We start from the raw sequence: 22685 nt of genomic DNA on the forward strand, positions 1-22685 counted from the left end.
CAGGACCTTCAATCACGATGAAGCTTATGGAAGCGATACGCATTCGGGGCGCCCGAACGCATAATCTTAAAAATATTTCCGTCGACCTGCCCCGCCATAAACTGGTGGTGGTGACCGGCCTGTCCGGCTCGGGGAAATCATCGCTTGCCTTCGACACCCTGTATGCCGAGGGCCAGCGCCGCTACGTGGAAAGCCTGTCGGCCTACGCCCGCCAGTTCCTGCAGTTGATGGACAAGCCCGACGTCGACCTGATCGAAGGCCTGTCGCCCGCGATATCCATCGAACAGAAATCAGCCGGCCATAATCCGCGCTCGACAGTGGGGACCATTACCGAAATCCATGACTACCTGCGGCTATTGTACGCGCGGGTCGGTACGCCTTATTGCCCCGAGCACGGCCTGCCGCTGCAGGCACAGAGCGTCAGCCAGATGGTCGACAAGGTATTGAGCTGGGCGCCGGATACGCGGCTCGCCATCCTGGCGCCGCTGGCCCGCTCGCGCAAGGGCAGCTTCGAAGACGAATGCGCCAGCCTGCAGGCCCAGGGCTTCGTGCGCCTGCGCGTCAACGGCGAAATGGTGTCCATCGACACCCTGACGCCCCTGAAGAAAACCGAAAAACACGATTTCGATGTGGTCGTGGACCGGTTGCGCGTCAAGCCCGAAAGCCAGCAGCGGCTGGCGGAAAGCTTCGAAACGGCGCTCGGCCTGGCCGAGGGCCGCGTCATCGCGTTGAATATGGACACCGGCGAAGAACACGCTTTCTCGAGCCGGTACGCCTGCCCGGTCTGCCATCACAGCCTGACGGAACTCGAGCCGCGCCTGTTCAGCTTCAATAATCCGGTGGGCGCCTGTCCCACCTGCGATGGCCTGGGTTGCGTGGATTTTTTCGATCCCAAGCGAGTCGTGGCCTTTCCCGAACTGAGCCTGGCCAGCGGCGCGGTCAGCGGCTGGGATCGCCGCAATGCGTTCACCCACACACTGCTGACCAGTCTGGCCGCCCATTACGATTTCGACATCGACACGCCCTTCGAAGCGCTTGCGCCCGAGATCCGCGAGCGCGTCCTGTTCGGTTCGGGCGACGAGGAAATCTCCTTCCTGTACCTGAACGAAAAAGGCCGGACCACGGTCAAGAAGCACGCATTCGAAGGCATTATTCCCAATCTGGAACGGCGCTGGCGCGAAACCGACTCCAGCGCCGTACGCGAAGAGCTGGGCAAGTACCGGCACACCAAGACCTGTCCCGACTGCCAGGGTTCGCGCCTGCGCGCCGAAGCACGCCATGTGCTCATAGGCAATGAACCGGGCGAGGCCGAGCGGCGCGGCCGCGCCATTTTCGAGGTCGAGGCCCTGTCCTTGTCGGCCTGCCTGGCCTGGTTCCAGGACCTGGTGCTCGCCGGGGCCAAAAAGGAAATCGCCGACCGCATCGTGCGCGAGATCGAAGCGCGCCTGCAGTTCCTCAATAATGTCGGGCTGAGCTACCTGTCGCTGGACCGCAGCGCCGACACGATATCGGGGGGCGAAGCGCAGCGCATCAGGCTGGCCAGCCAGATAGGCTCGGGGCTGACCGGTGTCATGTACGTGCTGGATGAGCCGTCGATCGGCCTGCATCAACGCGACAACGACCGACTGATCCAGACGCTGCAGCATCTGCGCGATCTGGGCAACAGTGTGATCGTGGTCGAGCACGACGAAGACATGATCCGCTCGGCCGATTTCGTCCTGGACATGGGGCCGGGCGCGGGCGAGCATGGCGGCCGCATCGTGGCCCAGGGCACGCCGCAGGATCTGGCCGGCAACCCGAAGTCATTGACCGGCCAATACCTGAGCGGGGCGCAACGCATTGCCATCCCCGCCCGGCGTCCCGTGACGCCCGATTTGCCCAGGCTGGAGCTGAAGGGCTGCCGAGGCAATAACCTCAAATCGGTGGATCTGTCCATACCGGCCGGACGCCTGGTGTGCATCACCGGCGTATCGGGCTCGGGCAAATCCACCCTGATCAACGACACGCTCGCCACGGCGGTGGCGCAAAAACTGCATCGCGCCCAGACCGAACCCGCGCCCTACGACAGTCTTGACGGCCTGGCGCACTTCGACAAGATCATCAATGTCGACCAAAGTCCCATCGGCCGCACGCCGCGCAGCAATCCGGCCACCTACACCGGCATGTTCACGCCTATACGCGAACTGTTCGCGGGGGTGCCCGAATCACGCACGCGCGGCTACGACCCGGGCCGCTTTTCGTTCAATGTGAAAGGCGGCCGCTGCGAAGCCTGCCAGGGCGACGGCGTCGTCAAGGTGGAAATGCACTTCCTGCCCGACATGTACGTCCCTTGCGATGTTTGCGGCGGCAAACGCTACAACCGGGAAACACTGGAGATCCGCTACCGGGGCCGCAATGTCAGCGAAGTGCTGGAGCTGACGGTCGAACAGGCGCTGGACTATTTTGAAGCCGTACCGACCGTGTCGCGCAAGCTGCATACCCTGATGGACGTCGGGCTGTCGTACTTGCGGCTCGGGCAAAGCGCCACGACGCTGTCGGGGGGCGAGGCGCAGCGCGTCAAGCTGTCGCTGGAGCTGTCCAAGCGCAGCACGGGGCGCACTTTGTACATACTGGACGAGCCCACCACGGGCCTGCACTTTCACGATATCGCCCTGCTGCTCGATGTGCTGCGCAAGCTGGTCGAAGGCGGCAACACCGTCGTCGTCATCGAACACAACCTGGACGTCATCAAGACCGCCGACTGGATCATAGACATGGGCCCCGAAGGCGGCAATGGCGGGGGCCGGATCGTCGCGCAGGGCACGCCCGAGGACATCGCCGCCACGCCGACCAGCCACACCGGCAGCTACTTGCGTCCCTATCTGGGTCGAGCGTAAGCAGCAGGCCGCAAAGCTAGTCCATGCGGAACAGCAGACCGTGCTCGCGGATCGCGTAGCGGTCTGTCATGCCCGCGATGTAATCGGCAATGGCCCGTGCCTGCGCCACCTCATCATCGCGCCGGTATTCGTCGGCCAGCAGGCGCGGCTCGCGCAAAAACGCCTCGAATAGCTCGCGCACGATGGCGCGGGCCTTGGTCGTCATGCGCATCACGCGGTAGTGACGGTACAGATTTTCAAGCAGGAAGCTTTTCAGGGCGTTGGCCTGGCGGCGCATGGACGGCGAAAATGCGGCGATGGCCGGGCTGGCGCGGATATCGTCCACGCTGCCGGGCTTGTGGGTCCGAATATTGGCCAGCGTGTTTTCAGTCAGATCCACCACCAGGGTATTGATCATGGCACGGATGATTTCGGCGATCAGGCGCCGCTTTTCTATCCGCGGGTGCTTGCGCCTGACCTGCGCATGATGCGTGGCGAAAATTTCGAGCATCTGCAGTTGTTCCAGCGTGATGAGCCCGGATCGCAGGCCATCATCGATGTCATGATTGTTGTAGGCGATTTCGTCGGCCAGATTGGCTATCTGCGCTTCCAGCGACGGCTGCGTCCGCGCCAGGAAGCGCTCTCCCACGTCGCCCAGCAGCCGCGCATGCTTGACCGAGCAGTGCTTCAATATGCCTTCGCGGGTTTCAAAACATAGATTCAAGCCATTGAAGGACGCATAGCGCTCTTCCAGTTCATCGACCACCCGCAGGCTTTGCAGGTTGTGCTCAAAGCCCCCGGCTTGCGGGGCCAGTTCGCGCATGCAGGCGTTCAGCTCGTCCTGCCCCGCATGGCCAAACGGGGTATGGCCCAGATCATGCGCCAGCGAAATCGCCTCGGTCAGGTCTTCGTGCAGGCCTAGGTTGCGCGCAAGCGTACGGGCAATCTGGGCGACCTCGATGCTGTGGGTCAGGCGGGTGCGGAACAGGTCGCCCTCGTGGTTGATGAAAACCTGGGTCTTGTATTCAAGCAGCCGAAAGGCATTGCAGTGGATGATGCGATCGCGGTCACGCTGGAACTGGTTGCGCCCGGCCGGCGGCTCCTCGGGATGCCGCCGGCCGCGGGTGCGGCCCGGATCGCAAGCGTAGGGCGCAATCTCGGTCATGGCTGGCTTCTATGCCTGTGCCGGTACAGCGGCTTGCTCCAGGACCCGCTGCAGGGCCTCGGCCGGCACGGGTTCAAAACATGCCTGCCCGATTTCAGGCAGCAGGACAAAACGCAGTTGGCCGCCTTCCGTTTTCTTGTCCACCTGCATCAGTTCGAGCCAGCGGGCCGTTCCCAAGTCGGGAGCCTGCACCGGGCAGCCTATGGCCCGCACCAGCGCCCGCACACGCTCGACGCTGTCGGCCGGCAGGCCATGCGTCAAGGCCGACAGCTCGGCCGCTTGCACCATGCCGCAACCGACGGCTTCGCCATGCAGCCAGGCACCGTATCCCAGGCCGGACTCAATGGCGTGCCCAAAGGTATGGCCAAAGTTCAAAATGGCGCGCAGGCCCGATTCGCGTTCATCTTGCGACACCACATAAGCCTTGAGCTCGCAGGAACGCTGGATGGCATAGGTAATGGCTGCGCGATCGAGCGCGCGCAAGGCGCCGACATTCTGCTCGCACCAGGTAAAAAATTCGGCATCGATAATCAGGCCGTACTTGATGACTTCGGCCAGGCCGGCGGATATTTCGCGCGCAGGCAAGGTCGACAGGACATCGATATCGATCTCGACGGCCACCGGCTGATAGAAGGCGCCGATCATATTCTTGCCCAAGGGATGGTTGATGGCGGTTTTGCCCCCCACCGACGAATCCACCTGGGCCAGCAGCGTGGTGGGCACCTGCACAAAGCGGATACCCCGCATGTAGCTGGCTGCGGCAAATCCGACCATGTCGCCGATCACCCCGCCCCCCAGGGCGATCAATACGGCCTTGCGATCCAGCCTGTTTTGTAACAAGCCGTCGAAAATCAGATTCAGGGTCTGCCAGTCTTTATGGGCTTCGCCGTCCGGCAGTTCGATGTACACCAGACGCTTTCCGCTTGCCGCCAGCGCCGCTTCGGCCCGCGCGCGATAATGCCCGGCCACCGTCGCATTGCTGACCAGCGCAATCGTGGTGGCATCGTCCGGAATGCTTTGCGCCAGACGGCCCAGGCGGTCCGAATCGATGTGGATGGGGTAGGCGCCCCCGGGTGTATCGACCTGGACTGTGCTCATGATTGCACCTCGTAGTGTTGCAGCATGGAAAGAAGCGAGCGCACAACCTGCGTGGCCGGCATGTTGCCGGTTTCGAATGTCAGGTCGGCCACGCTTTCGTATATAGGCTCGCGTTGCGCCAACAGTGTGCGCAGGCTGGCTTGTGGATCGGCGGTTTGCAGCAAGGGGCGGTTGCGGTCGCGCGACACGCGGCGAAACAGCTCTTCGGCGGTCGCACGCAGGTATACCACCACGCCGCGCTCGTTCAGGCAGCGCTGGTTTTCGGGGGCCAGCACCGCGCCGCCGCCGGTCGCCAGTACAATATGGCGGCGTTGCGAACATTCCTCCAGGGCCGCGGACTCTCGTTTACGGAACCCTTCTTCGCCTTCGATGTCGAAAATCAACGATACCCGGACACCGCAGCGCGCCTCCAGCTCGTGATCCAGATCCAGAAATTCCCGGTTCAGGGCGCGTGCAAGCTGGCGGCCGATCGTGGTTTTTCCTGCACCCATCATGCCGACCAAGAACACCGGCTGGCTGTATGGCAGCAGATCGGCCTGAAGGCCGTCCTCAAGCCGCGGCTCGGCGGATTCGATAGGTAAAGAATCATTCATTTGTGTATTATCCCACTTGCAATCCGACCTTACGCCGCTACACTGCATTACTCGGTTACATAAACCTGATGCGCAAATCATAGTCTGACCAAGGTTAGACTTAAAATCGCCCCTAATGAGTTCCTCTACCAATTCCTCGAAAAACAAATCCGACACGCAGTCTTCGTGGCTCGGCCGCTTTATCTTGAAGGCCGGCATTTTTATGGCCGGCCTTGGACTGTGCGTGGCCTTGCTCGGTTCACTGGCCCTGGCGCTTGCCTGGCCCAACCTGCCCGACCTGAGCGCGATGATCGATTACCGGCCTCGCGTGCCTCTGCGCATCTATACGGCCGATAAAGTACTGATAGGCGAATTTGGCGAAGAACGCCGGAACGTACTGCGCTTCAACGAAATACCCGACGTCATGAAATCGGCCATTTTATCAGCCGAAGACGATCGCTTTTACCAGCACGGCGGCATCGACTGGACAGGCGTTGCGCGCGCAGTCGTCGCCAACCTGACGCATATGTCCAAAACGCAAGGGGCCAGCACCATTACCATGCAGGTCGCCCGCAACTTCTACCTGTCGTCCGAAAAAACCTACACCCGCAAGTTTTACGAACTGCTGCTAACCTTCAAGATCGAAGCGACGCTGACCAAAGACCAGATTCTGGATCTATACATGAACCAGATCTACCTGGGTCATCGCGCATACGGCTTTGCGGCGGCATCGCGCACCTATTTCGGCAAGCAACTGGGCGAGATCACGCCGGCCGAGGCCGCCATGCTGGCCGGCATCCCCAAGGCGCCGTCCCGCTTCAATCCCATTGCCAACTTCGAGCGCGCCAAATCGCGCCAGCTCTATGTATTGGGGCGCATGAAGAACCTGGGCTACCTGACCGAGGCCGAATACGAACAGGCCAGGGCTCAGGAAATCGTGATTAAATCGGCCCCGGGCACCCCCGCCGGCGGCTATGCGATTCACGGCGAATATGTGGCCGAGCTCGCACGGCAGCTGCTTTACGGCGTGTACCAGGACAACATTTATTCACGCGGCTTCAATGTCTACACCACGGTCACATCGCAAGACCAGGAAGCCGCCTACGACGCCGTGCGCGAAGGCATACTCGACTACACCCGCCGCGCCCGCTACCCGGGCCCCGAGGAAACCCTCAGCCTGCCTGCCGGCATCGAAAAAGATCCGGCCCAGCTGGATGCCCTGCTGGACGAGCTGCAGGAAAAATACCCCGACGAGGGCGATCTGCTGACCGGGGTGGTGCTCGACGCAAGCCCCACCAAGATCACGGTGGCCCGCAGCGCCACCGAAATCATCGATGTCACCGACAAGGGCGCGCTCAAGATCGTGGCGCGCGGCCTGGTCAAGGACGCCAAGGCCGATGTGCGCATACAGCGCGGTTCGGTGGTGTACCTGCACATGAACGGCGAACACTGGGAAGTGATCAACATGCCCGACGTCCAGGCCGCCTTTGTGTCCCTGCGTCCGCAGGACGGCGCGATCAAGGCGCTGGTGGGGGGGTTCAACTTCGAAGAAGGCAAGTTCAACCGCGTCACCCAGGCCTGGCGGCAGCCCGGCTCGGCGTTCAAACCGTTTATTTATGCCTCGGCGCTTGAGCGGGGGCTGACCCCGGGCACACAGGTATCCGACGAACCCTTTGTCCTGACCGCCGCGCAAACCGGCTCGAAAGCCTGGACGCCCAAGAACTACGGCAACCAGTACGAGCCCATGCTGACCATGCGCCAAGGCCTGTACAAGTCCAAGAACATGGTGTCGATCCGCATCATGCAGGCGGTGGGGCCCAAGTATGTGCAAGACTACCTGACCCGTTTCGGCTTCGACCGCGCCCGCCAGCCAGCCGTTTTGCCGCTTGCGCTGGGCGCCGGCAGCGTCACGCCGCTGCAACTGGCCGGAGCCTATTCGGTATTTGCCAATGGCGGCTACCGTGTCCCGCCCTATCTGATCGATCATGTCACGGACAGCAGCGGTAAAGTCATCATGCAGGCCAAGCCGGTTGTTGCCGGCGACGCCGCTGCGCGGGCCATCGATCCACGCACGGTCTATGTCATGAACGACATGATGCGCGGGGTGGCCACCTACGGTACGGGCGCGCGCGTTCACCGCGAACTGAAGCGCGACGATATCGGCGGCAAGACCGGCACCACCAACGATTCTCACGATGCCTGGTTCGCCGGCTTCACGCCCAAGCTCGTCGGCGTGGTCTGGATGGGCTATGACCGCCCTCGCTCGCTGGGTTCAAGCGAAACGGGCGGCGGCGCCTCGCTTCCCATCTGGCTGAACTACATGCGCGATGCCCTGGAAGATCAGCCCCAGACGCCGCCAGGCCCCATCCCCGACGGTTTGGCCAGGATCGATGGCGAATTCTATTTCTCGGAGTTCCCGCCCGGCCAGGCCGTTGCACGGGTGGGCCTGCCTTCCCCCAACGACATCCCGGTCGATGGCGGCGGGCCGGACGGCATCGGAGACCTGCTCAATCAGCTGACCAGCAGTCCGCGACGTGAACAGCCGCCCAACGTCCCGTTTTAAATTGGAGTCCTTTATGCAAGCGCCCCGCAGTACGACGCGCGCCATCGGCGTTTGCCGCCTGGCAACCGGCCTTTTCCTGGTTTCCATGCTGGCCGCTTGCGGCTACAAAGGCCCGCTATACATGCCCCCGCCGCCCGCGCCCGACGCATCGCTGACCACGCCTCCGACACCGGCGGCGCTCCCGGAAGCCGAAGCGGCCGGCCAGCCCGGCGAATCGCCGGCATCGGCCACACCCAGCCCAGTGCAACTGAACTAGGCAAAGGGCATAACATCCAGTAACATTGAAGACTTATTCTTTTCAAGCCATCCACGATGACTGTCGCAGCACATTTCCAGTTCAAGAACAACACGCTACACGCCGAGGACGTCTCGCTGGCCGCGCTGGCTGAAGAACACGGTACGCCGCTGTATGTTTATTCGCGTCAAGCCCTGCACGATGCCTGGGATGCCTACCGTGTTGCGTCCGAAGGCCGCAATGTACTGGTGTGCTATGGCATGAAGGCCAATTCCAACCTGGCCGTGCTCAATGAATTCAAGCAGTTGGGGTCAGGCTTCGATATTGTGTCGGGCGGCGAACTGGCCCGTGTCCTGGCCATTGGCGGGGACCCCGGCAAGATCGTCTTTTCGGGCGTGGGCAAGCAGGTTTGGGAAATGCGGGCCGCACTGGAAGCGGGTGTGAAGTGTTTCAACGTCGAGTCCGAAGCCGAGCTGCTGCGGCTGGCCCAGGTGGCGCAGGAAATGGGTAAAGTTGCCCCCGTATCCCTGCGGGTCAATCCCGACGTCGACGCGAAAACCCATCCTTACATTTCGACCGGCCTTAAAGAAAACAAATTCGGCATTGCCATTGAAAGCGCCATGGCGGTGTACCAGCGCGCCGCGGCCCTGCCCAGCCTCCAGGTCGTGGGCGTGGACTGTCATATCGGTTCGCAGATCACCGAGGTCAGCCCCTATCTCGACGCACTCGACAAACTGGTGGCGCTGATCCAGGCTCTGGCCAGCCAAGGCATCCACCTGAAGCACCTGGACCTGGGCGGCGGCATCGGGATCCGCTATACCGACGAAACCCCCTTGTCGCCCACCGACCTGCTGGACAATGTGTTCCGCGTGCTGGAACAGCAGGGCCTGGCCCACTTGCAGATCGTGCTCGAACCGGGCCGGTCGCTGGTGGGCAACGCCGGCGCGCTGCTGACGCGCGTCGAGTTCCTGAAGCATAGCGAGGCGAAGAATTTCGCCATTGTGGATGCCGCCATGAACGACCTGCTGCGCCCGACCCTTTACGACGCCTGGCACAGCGTCGAGGCCGTCGCGCCCCGCCAGTCCGAAGGCAGCACGCCTCGTTACGACATCGTGGGCCCGATCTGTGAAAGCGGCGACTGGCTGGCCCGCGACCGGCCCATGGAACTGCAGCAGGGCGATCTGCTGGCCATCATGTCGGCCGGCGCCTATGCCTTTACCATGGCCAGCCAATACAACACCCGTCCGCGCGCCGCCGAAGTCATGGTCGATGGCGCCAAAGCGCATGTTGTACGCCCCAGGGAGACACTGGGAAGTCTGTTTTCGACCGAAACCGTACTTGACTAATCCGGCCCGGCGGTTCATAACAATAGGGACGCACATAACCCAGCACGCATACCAAGCACTATAAAGAATTCGCCGTACAGGACGTAAACAGGTTATTCGCTTCATAATTGGCGGCCCCCACACAGGGCCGTGTTGCGAAAACCTGGCATTGATAAAAGCGCCTGCCGTTTTCCTGTTGAAACAGGCAGCGATATAAATTCAAAACATAACGCTTCGGTAACGACCTTGACCGGGCGATTACAGGGCAACAAGGTCCACTACAGTAAATCATGACGGTTTCAAACACGTTTAGCCGCATTTCTGCCGCGAAGATTGCTACCTTCAGAGGTCGGCTGATTTACTACTTTTCCCTGTATCTCGTCCCTATCGGGATACTGGTTGTGTCCTCGCTGGCGCTGCTGGCGCTGAACAACCTGTACCCGATCACGCATGGGCGCACGCTCGAGATCCGGCTGCTGCCCGACAGCAGCGCCTTCCAGACCCCGTACACGGCATTGTCGGCGCTCAAGACCCAGAATCCGGTCCGGTCCGCCCGCACCGATGCGCCCACCTGGTTTCTGGTCGACGTGCCGTTCCGCCCCGAACTGGGCGAAGATGCCGTCGACATCCCCTCGCGGCACACAGAGTCGCTGGCGTGCTGGAACACGCGCACCCTCAAGCCTTTGGGCACCGCCAATCGCGATCAGGCCACCGGCTCTCTGCGCTCATCCAAGCAAGGATTCGCGGTCATGCTGGGCCGCAGCGAAACGCCTGTTTCCATGCTCTGCCATGCTACGTTTGCCGATGCCGGCCCGTTCTCGGTCGAGCACTGGTCCATCACCGATCTCAGGAAATCAACCAACCGTTTTGTACGCGGCATCAGCCTGCTCGAAGGCGGCCTGCTGACCATCGCACTGTTTATCGTTGTCATTGCCATCACCAACCGCGAATGGATCTACCTGTTGCTGGCTGCCTGGCTGGTCGGCAACCTGAGGCTGGGCGCCTTTGCCATGGGCTGGGATACCCAATGGCTGGGGCGCAGCATTCCGCTGGACTGGATGCCTTTTATCCGGCAACTGACCATCGCCGCGTACTATCTGTTGACCTATACCCTGTTCACGCAGTTGTTCCGCAACAGCGATACCGCCAGCCGTCCCATCTTGCTGCGCATAGCGCAGTGGGCCGGCATAGCCCTGCTGGCGGGCGCATTCATCTTGCCCTATAAATGGTTCCAGCCGCTCATGTGGGTCAGTTGCGGCTATGGGATTGCCGTGGCCGCCTTCCTGCTGACCCGCACCGTGTACCAGACGCGGTCCAGAATATGGATGTGGCATATCGTCTCGCTGGGCATGGCGCTGTGCGTCATGCTGTCCGGCATCGTCATGGCGGTGTTCGGCCGCACCCAGTTCATCGACATCTTCAACGCCGTCATTGCCTTGCTGCTGTCCAACATCATGATCGCGCTGGCCGTGGCCGAACGCATGCGCGAAGATCGGCGCGAGCGCATACGCGCACAAACCGAACTGGTCTCGAATTACACCGTCACGCCCATAGGCATGTTTTCGCTGGATATGGACAACACCTTCCAGCGCGCCAATCCGGTTCTGGAACAAATGCTGGGCTTTTCGCTGGTCAATGACGGCACCGTGTACTGGACCGACTATTTCGAAACGCAAGACTGGCAGCATCTGTCCGACCTGACGGCGGCCGGCAAAGAGGTCGAGATCAAGCTCATCGACTCGGCCATCCAGCCCGACCGGCCGCGGCATTTTGTCGTGCGCATCGCGCTGGGGGGCAACCGCATCGAAGGGTCCTTGCAGGACATCACCGAACGCACCAAAACCATGAACCGGCTGCGCCTGATGGCCGAACGCGACCCGCTGACCGATGTCCTGAACCGCCGGGGCATCGAAAAGGAACTGGACAAATCGCTGGAGAGCCTGGCCAACGGCGAGCCCTGCGCGCTGGCCTATCTGGACCTGGACCATTTCAAGCGCATCAACGGCCTGTTTGGCCATACTGCGGGCGACGAAGTGCTCAAGCAGGTTTGCGAGCGCATCCAGTCTTCCCTGTCCGAATCGCAAAAGGTCGGCCGCATCGGGGGCGATGAGTTCATTGTCATCTTCCCCAATACCAAGGCCAACGAAGCCCGTGAAGCCGCCATCAAGATCATCGAAGACCTGCATTCGTCGGCCTTCCATATCGGTACGCGCGCCTTCCACGTAAAAAGCGCAATCGGCGTGGTGGAAGTCAACAGCAGCATGAACGCCAAAGACGCCATTTCCGCTGCCAGCCATGCCTGCCGGGAAGCGCGCAAGCAGCGCCAGGACGTGGTCGTCTACGAACACGATTCGCACGAACTGCAAGAGCATGCCGAAGAACTGCGCCTGTTCGATGAGCTGGAAGGCAGCGAATCGCCCCGCGGCCTGTACCTGGAGCTGCAGCCCATCATGTCGCTGCACAAGCCGCTGGAATCGCTTAACTTCGAGGTGCTGCTGCGGGTCAGGGACTCTACCGGCGCCATCATTCCCACGGGCAAGTTCGTGGCGTCGGCCGAAGAAAACGGAACCATCTCCATTATTGACAAATGGGTGTTTTCAGCCACGCTGGAATGGCTGGCCAAGCATGAAAAGCGGCTGTCCAAGACGCAGTTCGTCAGTATCAACCTAAGCGGTGTTTCGCTGAACGACGACAAGTTCATCGAAGCGCTGTTCGCCTGCCTGGCCAAACACGAACACTTGACGGATCGCCTGTACGTTGAAATCACCGAGGGGGTCGCCCTGCAGGATCTGGACCGTACCCGCGTCTTCATAAAGCGCCTGCAGCGCATGGGGGTCCGCATTTCGCTGGATGACTTCGGCGCCGGCTATTCGTCCTTCTCGTACCTGAAAGAACTGCGCACCGATGCCATCAAGATCGATGGCGCGCTGATCAAGGACATGCTGGCCAATGACACCAATGTGGCCATTGTGCGCACCGTGATCGAGCTGGCCCGCAACCTGGGCATGAAGAGCATCGCGGAATGGGTCGAAGACGGCGCTACCCTGGAAGCCCTTAAAAACATGGGCGTAGACTACGTGCAGGGCTTTGTGGTGTCCAAGGGCAGGCCGCCCATCGATATCCTGAACGCGAACAGCATCACCGATCTGGTGAGTTCGCCCGATACCCTGGCATTTATTTCAAGAGTGAAGCAGAACGGGGCCTGAGCCATTGCCTGCCAGGCAATGAGGCACTCAGGCAACGTTGCTGTTGGCTAGCAGCGAGCTGTCGTTGTCCGTGGCGCGCGTCCTGACCGGAAGCGATTTCTTGCGCTTTTCGATATACATGCGCTGGTCAGCCAGGTGCATGGCGTTCTTCAGGCTGCCGGATTCAGACCTTAAGGCCATGCCGATCGAAATCTGTATGTCCACCACGGCCAGCGCCTCTTTCAGGCGCTCCAGCAGCCTTTCCGCCGCCATGGGGGTTGCATGCTGTATGACCACGCCGAACTCATCGCCGCCCAGCCGTCCCACCGAATCGCTGTTGCGCAGCACCGATGAAATCGTCTGTGCCGTCAGGCGCAGCAGATCGTCTCCCGCCGCGTGGCCCCGGCTGTCGTTGACCACCTTCAGGAAATCGAGATCGAGCATGACAATGGCCGCGTCTTCGTCCGATGCCGAGGCCTGATCGTCGATATGCGCAAGCCGGTTGATCCAGCCGGCCCGATTGAAGATGCCCGTCAAGGGATCCGTGAAGGCGTCGTGCTGCATTTCGACCACCAGTTGCTCGGCGGCGTCGAGCTCTGCCTGCAGGGCGACCGTAAACATCATGGCCTGCAGGCACAAGGCAATTTTATCGGCGCCGACGATCAGCCCCGACAGCGAGGCTTCCGGGGCCAGCCCCAGTACGCGGCCTACACTGCGGCCGTCGGGCTCGCACAAGTCGGCCATGACCAGGTACAGCCCCTGCGAGCCAACGGCCATATGCTCTTGCAGCCACTGCCGTTCGGCCTCGGTCGCCAGGCGATAGTAAAAGTCTTCGACCCGGCGCGCACCCTGCCAGTTCTCTTGCAACAGGCGTTCCAGCTGTTCGCAGGGAAGGGGGTCGAAAACGCCCGTGGCGGCGACCATGTCGGATTGTTGGCCGTCGCTCTTGCTGACAAGCCAGCCTGGCAACGGCAAAAACACCTGCAGCATGTTCAGCTGTGCCAAGAGCGCTTCACTGGCCAGTATCGTTGCCCGCACTTTAATGCCCGGGCCTTCTTTAACCACAAACATAATTAGTTATTTTTTAGAGCAAAGAAGTTGGTGCTGCACATCACACCAGGCGCGCCGCTTACCACGTATTGAAACTTAATTTACATTCAGCAGCAAATTTAGCCATATTATCATATATATAGGAATTCAATACACTTTATTTGTGTTTCGGCGCAATAGCTATCATGCCAGCCGACAGCATGAAAAAAGCGGCGCCCGTGTCCAGGCGCCGCCCCAGGCGGCCCGGGCGCCTATAGCTCGCCGTATGAGTGCAGGCCCGACAGGAACATATTCACCCCCAGGAAGGCAAAACTGGTGATCAGCAGGCCCGCCAGCGCCCAGTAGGCGGCCATGGTGCCGCGCAGGCCTTTCATCAGGCGCATGTGCAGCCAGGCGGCATAATTGAGCCAGACGATCAGCGCCCAGGTTTCCTTGGGGTCCCATTGCCAGTAGGTGCCCCAGGCATCGGCCGCCCAAAGCGCGCCCAGCACCGTGGCCACCGTAAAGAAGGCGAACCCGACGGCAATGGCCCGATACATGATGTCGTCGAGGATCTCGAGCGAAGGCAGCTTGCTGGCGATGGGGCCGCGAAAGGCCAGAATGGTGCCCACAATGATGGCGCCTATGCCAAAGTACAACATCCACGTGGCCGACAGCTCGCCGGAGCCAAACACCATCGGCTCGGCACACAGAACGGCGCCCAGCAAAAACACGGGCGCCAGCTTGCTGAGCGAACGCGTCTGGCCATGCTCTTTGACCAGGTAGGCAAACCCCACCATTGCCGCCAGCGAGAACGTGCCATAGCCGATGAAATTGGCCGGTACGTGCAGCTTCATCCACCAGCTTTTCAAGGCGGGCACCAGCGGCTGGATCTGGAACGCGTCGCGCGTGAACGAATACCACAGCAGGAAAACCACTGCCGAACTGATGACCAGCAACACGAAACCGCCTAGCGCGCGCGTCGCGTAGCGGCGTTCGTAATAAAGGTAAAACAGAGCCGTGATCAGCGCAAACAGCACGAACACTTCATACAAGTTGCTAACGGGAATATGGCCGATATCCGGGCCCAGCAAATGGCCTTCGCGCCAGCGCACCAGCATGCCCGTGACGCCCGCATACACCGCCCCCCAGGTCAGCGCCGTGCCCAGCCACGCCGCCGTCTGGCTGAAAATACCGATCCAGTAACACACCATGGCCAGCACAAACAGCGAGCACATCCACAAAATGGCCGACTGGGACGAAAACAGGTACTTCAGGAAGAACACGTTCTCGGCACGGGCGATATCGCCTTGCCCCAGTCCCCCGCCGCCGCTATAGAGCCAGATGGCGAACAAAGCGCTTGCGCCGGACACAACCATGAGCGTGCGCAAGGGACGCCACAGCCAGGCCATCCAGCTCAGGCCGGCCACCGAACCACAGAGAATGAGCTTTTCGTAGTAATCCATGCTTTGGCTGAACTGGGTCAGCGCCCACGCGGCACCCGCCGCCAGCAGCAGGAAAAAGACGATATCGGTCCAATCGGGCTTGCCCCGGCGGCCGCGCGAGTCGCCGCTGGCCGTCATGGCCTCTTGCCACAAGGGAGTACTCGACTGGATGATGGACTCGGACATTGGGAACCTCGTTACGTGGAGAGACGCTTGAACGCCTCTTTGAAACGGTCGAACTCGTGATTGAAGTCAAGCGTACGCCGCTGCGATGTCATGGCGGCCAACAGCTCGCTACCGCCGGCATGGGGCTTGATCCATACCCACACCCTGCGATCACGGATATAAAACATGGAAAAAACGCCGATGATCAAGAACAGGCAGCCCAGGTAAACCGTATTCTTGCCGGGACTGCGCGCCACCTGAAATACACTGGCCTCGACCTGATCGAATCCTTTGAGCGTCAGGAACACCGGCGCCGGATAATCGGGCAGATTGGCCAGCGCCAACAGTGACATCTGTATCCATTGATCAGCCTGAATGCCTTCCTGACCTTCGCGTTTGACCGCCGTTTGGCCAGAACGTTCACGCATCACATCACGCAGCTCGGCCAATGATAGCTGAATCATGGGGACGGCAAAACCCAGGACTTTTTCGCGGTCCTGCTCGGGAACCTGCTCGATGATGCCGTTGAAACCTTTGCGGTAGAAAGTATCCAGCGCTCCGAGCACAGCTTTCTCGAGCATGGGCGCCTGCATGGTTTCATTGGCATTCTTCCGGGCAAACCGCTGCGCTGCCTGCTGCACTGCAGCAGGATCAGCCAGGGCCGCCCGCAAATTCATGAATTCGGCCACCGAGTTGTCGGCATCGGCGGGAATCCGGACGTAGCGGTACGGCACGGCTTCCGATTCACGCACCCCGGCCAGAAAGACCAGGCTGTCATCCAGCATCATGGGCAGCATGTAGTTGGTGTATTCATAAGACTGCCCGTCTTCGCCGATAATCCGGTACTGAACGCTGGGGCCCACATTCCGCAGATGTTCATTCTTGGCCCCCGCCGCGCTGCCGGTGACCGCCGCCACGTGATCAATGACCGCCTTGGGCTGGGGGGCGACCTCGCCCGACAGGTCTTCAACGTTGATCACGCGCAAACCCGAAAACTCGATCTTCAACGGTACTGCCCTGCTCCCGCCGGCAGCCATCAGATCCGCACTCGACCCCACGGTGCCGGCCAGCTCGAAAGGCTTGGCCGAAGCGCCTGCCAGGGGGTAGCCAAGCAATTCGAGCGTGCTGCCGCCATCGTCGAAGCTGGACTGATACACGGTAACGCCCTTGTAGCGCAACGGCTCATTGACTTCGATGGTCTGGCTGAAGGATTTGCCCGTTTCCGGGTCCGTCACCTCGACCTCGCTCTTGAAGCTGCTGGGCATGCCGGTGGAGTAATAATCGACCAGGAACTTGTTCAGCTTCAGGGTGAAGGGCAAGGGCTGCACCAGCACGCCCTCGTCGACGCTGATGATGCCGCTGCTGCTTTGCGCGCCTTCGGGCACCAGCATATTGGCCCGGAAGCTGGGGTTGCGCGCGGACAGCCGGCCCGATTCGGGCACCTGTGAGATCAGCATGTTCTCCGTAACGGGTTGCTTGCCTCCCAGCCACACCTGCAGGCGCACCGGCAATTCGCTGTCAAGCAGGCCGCCGACACAGATCACCACAATGGCGGCATGGGCAAAGATATACCCCAGGCGGTTGGCGGCGCCCTTCTTGGCGGCCAGCATCATGCTGTCGCCGTCTTGCCTGACCTTGGATTTATAACCCTGCGCCCCCAGCCACTGCTGCAGGCGGGCAAGGCTTTCCGCAGGGGAAACCGGTGCCGTGGCTTCGACCCGATGGTGAAACGAGCGCAAACTGCTGGCGCGCACATATTCGCGGAATGACTGCATGTCGCGCACCATTTTGGGCGCATTGCGCAGCAGGCAAATGGTGGTCGACACCACCAGGAAAGCCATGATCAGCAAAAACCACCAGCTGTTATAAATATGCCAGATGGAGAATTTGTCGAAAACCGTAAACCAGAAAGGCCCGAACTGGTCAATGTAGTTGTTGTCGGCCTGATTTTGCTGCAGCACCGTGCCGATCACGCTCGCCACGCAGATAAACATCAGCAAACTGACTGCAAAGCGCATGGAGCCGAGCAGTTCGAAGACGTCTGCGCCAAGGCGACGCGTGGATGAAGAAGATTTCACGGGGCGGTCTTCATAAAAAAGGGGATGCCAGCGATAGCGTCCCCCATTATTTTAAAGCGGTTGTCGCGGTACGTATGCCGCGACAGAATGATTTTTTGTTTTAGCGCAAACCTGCGGCATAGTCCGCCACGGCGGCGATGTCGGCGTCGGACATGCGGTCGGCGATCTCGTGCATGACCGTATTATTGGCCCGGTCGCCGCTGCGGAAGTGCTTGAGCTGTTCTTCTAGATAGGCGGGATGCTGGCCGGCCAGGCGGGGATAGCTGCCAGGAATGCCCGCGCCGTTGGGCGAGTGGCAACCCGCACAGGCAGGTACCTTGCGATCGGGCAAGCCGCCGCGCCAGATATGCTGGCCGCGTTCCATGGTGGCTTCTTTGCTGGCCGTGCCTGCGGCTTCGGGGTCCAGCGCCTGCTGGGCCAGGTAGTAGGCAAGATTTTGCCTGTCTTCGGGGCTGAGCGCGGCGGCAAAGGGCGCCATGATCGAAGGCGCGCCATTGGCGCCGCCACGGGCAGGTTTGGATTTATCGTCTTTGGCGGTAAAGTCGACCAGTTGCTTGACCAGATATTCGTGCGGCTGGCTTGCCAGGTTGGGGTTGGCCGGAATGGTGCTGTTCCCGGCCGCGCCATGACAGCTCGCACAGGCGAGGATGCCGCGCGCGGCATCGCCGTTGGCATAAAGCTGCTCGCCCTTGGCGGCATCGGGTTTGGCAACGGCCACATCGGCGGCGTGGACCAAGGAAACTACGGAAGACCCCAGCAGCAAGCCGCTGGCAACTACGATTCTGGAAAGCATACGCTTCATGAAGACCTCGACGATCGCTATTCGATCCGGGTGCCGTAGACACCACGATGACAATGCCACTTCCCCTAAAGCACGCCCAGGAAGAAATGACGCAACTGTTTCAAACCTGCGATTATACAATAGCAGTTGAATTAAACCGACCTAGGTAAACCAGTGTCCATTTTGCATCGCGCTTCCTTCACCGTTTCAGCGGCCCGCCTCGACCAGTTGCCGCCGCCCACAACGGCCGAAGTCTGTTTTGTTGGCCGATCCAATTCGGGCAAATCCTCGGCCATCAATGTGCTGACCAATCAGCGTCGCCTGGCCTTTTCCAGTAAAACGCCCGGGCGCACCCGCCTGATCAACCTGTTCGGCATCCCCGATCCGGTCGAACCCGGCGCCTTCCTGGGCTTCCTGGTCGATTTGCCCGGCTACGGCTATGCGTCGGTCGCCCGCGAGGCCCGCGAAGAATGGGCCGACGTGCTGGGCGGCTATCTGCGCGACCGTCCGTCTTTGGCAGGCATCGTCATGCTCATCGACATACGGCGCGGCGTGACCGAACTGGATCGCCGCCTGGCCGACTGGATCGCCCCCACCGGCACCCCGGTCCTGGCCTTGCTGACCAAGGCCGACAAGTTTCCGTACGGCCAGCGCATCAAGGCCGTTGCCGCCGTCAAAAAGCAACTTGCCGATATCGGCGCCCTGAACGCCATGCCGTTCTCCGCCACACACCGCATTGGCCTGGACACGGCCGCTGCGCAAATTGAAAACTGGATTTCCCCCAAGGTAGTGCCATGACTTCTTTTATGCTTCCCACCGACTTTCCCGCCACCCGCCTGCGCCGCAATCGCCGCGATGATTTTTCGCGCCGCCTGGTCCGCGAAAATGTGCTGACCGCCAACGACCTGATCTATCCGGTCTTCGTCATGGAAGGCCAGGGCGTGCAGGAACCCGTTCCCTCCATGCCCGGCGTTGTGCGCTATTCGCCCGACACGCTGCTCAAGGCGGCCCAGGAATGCGTATCGCTGGGCATCCCCGTCCTGGCGCTGTTCCCGGTGATCGACGCGGGGCTGAAGACGCCGGACGGCATCGAAGCGGCCAATCCCGACGGCCTGATCCCGCGCGTCGTCGCTTCCCTGAAGCAGCATTTTCCGGAACTGGGTATCCTGACAGACGTAGCGCTGGACCCCTATACCAGCCACGGCCAGGATGGCGTGATCGATGAAAACGGCTATGTGCTGAACGAGCCCACCGTCGATATCCTGACCCGGCAGGCATTGGTCCAGGCGCAGTCAGGCGTGGACATCGTCGCGCCGTCCGACATGATGGACGGGCGCATCGGTGCGATACGCCAGGCGCTGGAAGCGCAGCAATTGATCTATACGCGCATCATGGCGTACTCGGCAAAATACGCCAGTGCGTTTTACGGCCCCTTCCGCGACGCGGTGGGATCGGCTGCCAATCTGGGCAAGTCGAACAAGGCCACGTACCAGATGGACCCGGCCAATCGCAACGAAGCCCTGCGGGAGGTCGCGGCAGATATCCGCGAAGGCGCGGATATGGTCATGGTCAAGCCCGGCTTGCCTTACCTGGATATTTTGCGCGATGTGAAGGACGCCTTCGGAATGCCGACGTATGCATACCAGGTGAGCGGCGAATACGCGATGATCAAGGCGGCGGCGGCCAATGGCTGGCTGGATCACGACAAGGTGATGATGGAATCGCTGCTGGCCTTCAAGCGAGCGGGCGGCGATGGGATTCTGACGTATTTCGCGGTGGCGGCGGCAAAGCTTCTGAAAGCGCAGCAATAATCGCCACGCATCGAAAACGGCATATACCTGAGCCGCCCAAAAGCTTAAGATGAAAGGCCTGATGTCCCTTTAGGAGAAATCGCATGGGTGATCATGTCTATAAACATCTTGAGCTGACGGGCTCCTCCACAGTCAGCATCGAAGACGCCATCAACACGGCGCTCGCGAAAGCCAGCGAAACCGTGCGCAATATTCAGTGGTTTACAGTAATAGAAACGCGTGGCCATGTTTCCGACGGTAAAGTCGCACATTGGCAAGTCACCATCAAGCTCGGGTTCACACTCGAGTAAACATCCACGCCAGAGGCCAGCAGACGGCCTCTGGCGCCTGTCAGGATCAACCCTGGGGGTTCATTGACTCGTCAGCGACAGCAAGCCAGGCGCCGGCTCTGCACGCCCGGCCAGCACCTTGTCGAGCACCGCCCCGAAATCCCGCGCGTTCTTGAACCCGATGACCCGGGCATCGGCCAGTTGCCGGCCCTGCGCGTCAAAGAAAATGATGCCCGGCGGCCCGAACAGGTTGAAACGCTTCAGCAAGGCCCGGTCATCATCCGTATTCTTCGTGACATCGGCCTGCACCAGCAGCAATTGCGACATCTGCCGCGCCACGCCCGGGTCCGTGAACGTGAATTTTTCCATTTCTATGCACGACACACACCAGTCCGCATAAAAATCCAGCATCACCGGACGATTGGCATTGGCCAGCAGGTTGTCCAGCTCTTGCACCGAACGCACCTGTGTGAACTGTTCCTTGATGGCATCGCCGTCCGGGCCGGCGACGGCGGCGCTTGATGCCGCGCCCATGCCCGCAAAGGGGGCCAAGGGCCGCAGCAGCTCGCGGCCGCCCGCTGCCATGCCCACGATCAATACGGCCGCCCACAAGGCCAACAGCAGGCCCAGGGCCTTGCCAAGAAGCCGCCCCGTGCCGACCCCGGCGTGCATGGCGTCGAAGGCGCCCAGCATGACGCCGCCCCACAAAGCCAGCAAGGCCCATCCCAGCATATTCAGCCAGCCCGGCAAAATGGAATTGACCATCCACCAGGCCGTGGCCAGCAGCAAAATACCGAACAAGCGCTTGACGCCGTTCATCCAGGGGCCCGCCTTGGGCAGCAACAGGCCGGAGCTTGCGCCCACGGCCAGCAACAGCAAGCCTTCACCCCAGGCCATGGCGAACAGGGCCGTGCCCCCCAGCACCAGGTCGCCGGTTTGCGAAATGAACAGCAGAATACCTGCCAGCGGCGCGGCCACGCAGGGTCCGACAATCAACGCCGAGACCATCCCCATCAAGAAAACGCCGCCATAGCGTCCCCCCGGCAAGCGGGCCAGACGATGGTTGAGCGCGGACTGCATGGCGGCGGGAGCCTGAACGGTCAATACGTCGAACATGGCCAAGGCCAGCAAGGCCAGCAAGATGGCAAACAGCGTCAGCACCCAAGGCGTCTGCAGCCAGTTGGCCAGACTGGCGCCGATCAGCCCGGCCGCCACGCCCAGTACGGTGTAGACAATGGACATGCCCAACACAAATACCGCCGCCAGCGACAGGCCGCGCCAGCGTGATATTTTCTTTTGCTCGTCCGCGTTGCCGGCCAGTATCGCCAGCAGTATCGGCACCATGGGCAAAACGCAGGGCGTAAAGGACAACAACAAGCCCAGCAGCAAGGACAGCAGAATGATCTGCGCCCAGCCCGCGTCGGCCAGATACGCGGCAAACCCCGTATCGCCCAACTGCAGCGCGCTGCCTAGGCCGGCGGTACTTGCGGCGCCGGCTTCCGCCGTCAGTTCGGCTTGCGAACGCGGTGGCGGAACACTGGCCACCACATGCTGCCCCTGCGCCTGGTAGCCGCCCGCGACCGGGGTCAGTTGGATTTCCTTGGTCATGGGCGGATAGCAGAGTCCGGCGTCGGCGCAACCCTGGCTGGTGACCGACAGGGTAAAAGGCTGCTGCCCGCCCGGCGCCAACGGCACGCGCACCGTCACCTGGTGGTAGTAGACCTCGAGGTCTTTCTCGAAAGTGGGGTCGTATTTGACGATGCCGGCAGGATAAACGGGCTCGCCCAGCATCTTCGATGCCGCATCGGTCGACGCCGTGAACTCGAAGCGCTCCCGGTACATATAGTACTTGGGCGCAATCTTGAAGTGGACGTCCAGGGCATCCGGCGCCTGGGTGGCGGCCGACAGGACAAAAGCCACCTCGGGGTCCAGGAACTCCTCTTCCGCCAGGGCCGGGCCGGGCCGCAACAACAGGACTGCCATCAGCAAGGCGCTGAACAAGGCGGCCATCAACGCGTACTGACGATGGGCATCCCTGGGGGATTGCCGTGGCATAAGGCCTGCCTGCGCCTGTGCCATGTTCTTAGCCGGCGGCATAGACCGCATAAA

General features: G+C 61.2%; 16 protein-coding genes. 8 read left to right on the plus strand and 8 right to left on the minus strand.

Annotated features, from left to right (window positions below):
- Nucleotides 1–26 precede the first annotated feature (26 nt).
- Nucleotides 27–2876: an excinuclease ABC subunit UvrA gene (gene uvrA / locus RE432_RS04045; protein WP_310933022.1), complete on the plus strand. Its 2850-nt coding sequence runs from the start codon at nucleotides 27–29 to the stop codon at nucleotides 2874–2876.
- Nucleotides 2877–2892: 16 nt separating this feature from the next.
- On the opposite strand, the gene RE432_RS04050 is transcribed toward uvrA, so the two are convergent.
- Genes RE432_RS04050 through RE432_RS04060 form a run of 3 tightly spaced genes read right to left on the minus strand, consistent with a single transcriptional unit; the run spans nucleotide 2893 to nucleotide 5711 of the window.
- Nucleotides 2893–4020, minus strand: coding sequence for a deoxyguanosinetriphosphate triphosphohydrolase (locus tag RE432_RS04050; RefSeq protein ID WP_310931925.1), 1128 nt, complete (start codon nucleotides 4018–4020; stop codon nucleotides 2893–2895).
- Between the two features lie 9 nt (nucleotides 4021–4029).
- Nucleotides 4030–5118: a 3-dehydroquinate synthase gene (gene aroB / locus RE432_RS04055; RefSeq protein ID WP_310931926.1), complete on the minus strand. Its 1089-nt coding sequence runs from the start codon at nucleotides 5116–5118 to the stop codon at nucleotides 4030–4032.
- Nucleotides 5115–5711: a shikimate kinase gene (locus tag RE432_RS04060; protein ID WP_310931928.1), complete on the minus strand. Its 597-nt coding sequence runs from the start codon at nucleotides 5709–5711 to the stop codon at nucleotides 5115–5117. The genes aroB and RE432_RS04060 overlap by 4 nt, the downstream gene beginning before the upstream one ends.
- 115 nt (nucleotides 5712–5826) lie before the next feature.
- On the opposite strand from RE432_RS04060, the gene RE432_RS04065 reads away from it, so the two are divergent.
- From RE432_RS04065 to RE432_RS04080, 4 genes are all read left to right on the plus strand, one after another.
- The gene (locus RE432_RS04065; protein WP_310931930.1) at nucleotides 5827–8253 is read left to right on the plus strand and encodes a PBP1A family penicillin-binding protein; all 2427 of its coding nucleotides are present in this window, start codon (nucleotides 5827–5829) and stop codon (nucleotides 8251–8253) included.
- A 13-nt stretch (nucleotides 8254–8266) separates the two neighbouring features.
- On the plus strand, nucleotides 8267–8509 hold the full coding sequence (gene lptM, locus RE432_RS04070; protein WP_310931932.1) for an LPS translocon maturation chaperone LptM: 243 nt from the start codon (nucleotides 8267–8269) through the stop codon (nucleotides 8507–8509).
- Between the two features lie 56 nt (nucleotides 8510–8565).
- The gene (gene lysA / locus RE432_RS04075) at nucleotides 8566–9834 is read left to right on the plus strand and encodes a diaminopimelate decarboxylase (RefSeq protein WP_310931933.1); all 1269 of its coding nucleotides are present in this window, start codon (nucleotides 8566–8568) and stop codon (nucleotides 9832–9834) included.
- Nucleotides 9835–10103: 269 nt separating this feature from the next.
- The gene (locus RE432_RS04080; RefSeq protein WP_310931934.1) at nucleotides 10104–13019 is read left to right on the plus strand and encodes an EAL domain-containing protein; all 2916 of its coding nucleotides are present in this window, start codon (nucleotides 10104–10106) and stop codon (nucleotides 13017–13019) included.
- A 27-nt stretch (nucleotides 13020–13046) separates the two neighbouring features.
- On the opposite strand, the gene RE432_RS04085 is transcribed toward RE432_RS04080, so the two are convergent.
- The 4 genes from RE432_RS04085 to RE432_RS04100 all read right to left on the minus strand — a co-directional run bounded on the left by RE432_RS04085 (nucleotide 13047) and on the right by RE432_RS04100 (nucleotide 18517).
- Nucleotides 13047–14069 carry a GGDEF domain-containing protein gene (locus RE432_RS04085; protein WP_310931936.1) on the minus strand — a complete coding sequence of 341 codons (1023 nt, stop codon included), beginning with the start codon at nucleotides 14067–14069 and terminating at the stop codon, nucleotides 13047–13049.
- Between the two features lie 230 nt (nucleotides 14070–14299).
- On the minus strand, nucleotides 14300–15658 hold the full coding sequence (gene ccsB / locus RE432_RS04090; RefSeq protein ID WP_310931938.1) for a c-type cytochrome biogenesis protein CcsB: 1359 nt from the start codon (nucleotides 15656–15658) through the stop codon (nucleotides 14300–14302).
- A gap of 11 nt (nucleotides 15659–15669) precedes the next feature.
- Nucleotides 15670–17655, minus strand: a complete 1986-nt coding sequence (locus RE432_RS04095) for a cytochrome c biogenesis protein ResB (RefSeq protein WP_310933023.1) — start codon at nucleotides 17653–17655, stop codon at nucleotides 15670–15672.
- A 160-nt stretch (nucleotides 17656–17815) separates the two neighbouring features.
- Nucleotides 17816–18517 (minus strand): c-type cytochrome, encoded by a 702-nt coding sequence (locus RE432_RS04100; RefSeq protein ID WP_310931939.1) that lies wholly within the window; start codon nucleotides 18515–18517, stop codon nucleotides 17816–17818.
- Nucleotides 18518–18670: 153 nt separating this feature from the next.
- Here RE432_RS04100 and yihA point away from each other — a divergent pair, with 153 nt between their 5' ends.
- The 3 genes from yihA to RE432_RS04115 all read left to right on the plus strand — a co-directional run bounded on the left by yihA (nucleotide 18671) and on the right by RE432_RS04115 (nucleotide 20597).
- Nucleotides 18671–19294, plus strand: coding sequence for a ribosome biogenesis GTP-binding protein YihA/YsxC (gene yihA, locus RE432_RS04105; protein WP_310931941.1), 624 nt, complete (start codon nucleotides 18671–18673; stop codon nucleotides 19292–19294).
- Complete coding sequence (hemB, locus tag RE432_RS04110; protein WP_310931942.1) at nucleotides 19291–20307, plus strand: porphobilinogen synthase; 1017 nt, start codon at nucleotides 19291–19293, stop codon at nucleotides 20305–20307. Before yihA ends, hemB begins: the two co-directional genes overlap by 4 nt.
- 83 nt (nucleotides 20308–20390) lie before the next feature.
- Complete coding sequence (locus RE432_RS04115; RefSeq protein WP_310931943.1) at nucleotides 20391–20597, plus strand: dodecin; 207 nt, start codon at nucleotides 20391–20393, stop codon at nucleotides 20595–20597.
- Nucleotides 20598–20657: 60 nt separating this feature from the next.
- Here RE432_RS04115 and dsbD read toward each other — a convergent pair whose 3' ends face one another.
- Nucleotides 20658–22586, minus strand: a complete 1929-nt coding sequence (dsbD, locus tag RE432_RS04120) for a protein-disulfide reductase DsbD (RefSeq protein WP_310933024.1) — start codon at nucleotides 22584–22586, stop codon at nucleotides 20658–20660.
- Nucleotides 22587–22685 lie beyond the last annotated feature (99 nt).

The organism is Pusillimonas sp. SM2304 (assembly GCF_031628915.1).
GTDB lineage: Bacteria > Pseudomonadota > Gammaproteobacteria > Burkholderiales > Burkholderiaceae_B > Pusillimonas_C.